2 protein-coding genes are annotated in these 1,174 nt (G+C 75.0%); both read right to left on the bottom strand.

Annotated features, from left to right (window positions below):
• The coding region (gene tsaE / locus PROKR_RS16195; protein ID WP_245605847.1) for a tRNA (adenosine(37)-N6)-threonylcarbamoyltransferase complex ATPase subunit type 1 TsaE at nucleotides 1-251 on the bottom strand (251 nt) is incomplete at its 3' end.
• Nucleotides 248-1,174 (bottom strand): alanine racemase (gene alr / locus PROKR_RS16190; RefSeq protein ID WP_036964611.1); only part of this gene is annotated, 927 nt, incomplete at its 5' end. The genes alr and tsaE, both read right to left, overlap by 4 nt.

Here is a 1,174-nt window from a genome sequence, read left to right as displayed (position 1 = left end):
GGCGGGTGCTCGCGCGCCACGATGAACGTGGGTGACGCCACCTGCCCGCGCACGTTCAGCGCCGCCCCGATCCCCTGCGTCAGGGTCGTCTTGCCCGCGCCGAGGTCGCCGGTGAGGATCACCAGGTCCCCCGGACGCAGCACCCCGGCGAGGGCCGCTCCGAAGGCGCGCGTCGTGTCGGCGTCCGGCAGCTCGATCACCACCGCCTCCGACGTCGTGATGTCGCCCGGTCCGCTCACTGCCCCGCTCACGCGGTCTCCCTTCCTGCCGTGCCCACGTACACGCGTGGCACGCGCGCGCCGAGGCGCGTCACGATCTCGTAGCTGATGGTGCCGGCGGCCTGTGCCCAGTCCTCGGCGTTGGGCGCGCCGGCACGGGCGAGCCCGTCGGACGCCCCGAACAACGTCACGACGTCGCCGGCCTGCTCGGACGCGTAGGGGCCGAGGTCCAGCATGATCTGGTCCATGCACACCCGGCCCGCGACACGCAGCACGCGCACGGTACCGAGACCGGTCGCGGGCGCGGCGACGTCGTCCACCGCGCCCCCGACCAGCACCGGCCCGCCCGGGCCGAGCGAGCCGCCCGACGCGTGCCGCGGGATGCCGTCGGAGTAACCGAGCGGGACGACCCCGAGCACGGTGTCCTGCGGCGTGACGTAGAAGTGCCCGTAGGAGACGCCGTGCCCCTCCGGCACCCGCTTGACGGTCGCGAGCCGCGCCTCCAGCGTCATGGCGGGCCGCAGCCCGTAGTCGCCCGGGGCACCCAGCTGCGGCACGGGCGAGAGCCCGTACACGGCGATCCCGGGCCGCACCAGGTCGTAGTGGGCGGCCGGGTTGGTCAGCGTCGCCGCCGAGTTGGCGATGTGCCGCACCTCGAGGTCGATCCCGGCCGCCTCGACGGTCCGGAGCGCCTCCTCGAAGACATGGGTCTGCATCTTGACCGACGGGTCGTCGGGCTCGTCCGCGAGCGCGAAGTGCGACATCAGCCCGACGACGGCGAGCGTCCCCTCGGCCCGCAGCGCCGCGGTTCGTTCGAGCACGGCGGGCAGGTCCGCGGGCATGATCCCGTTGCGGCCCAGCCCGGTGTCGACCTTGAGGTGCACGCGGGCGGTGCGGCCCGCGGTGCGGGCGCCGTCGGCCACCTCGTCGAGGGCCCAGGCCGCGGCGACGGCCAC

This window comes from Promicromonospora kroppenstedtii DSM 19349, from assembly GCF_000515355.1.
Lineage (GTDB): Bacteria > Actinomycetota > Actinomycetes > Actinomycetales > Cellulomonadaceae > Promicromonospora > Promicromonospora kroppenstedtii.
The sequence above is the reverse complement of the archived record's forward strand: the minus strand, read 5'-3'. Positions and strand labels throughout refer to the sequence as shown.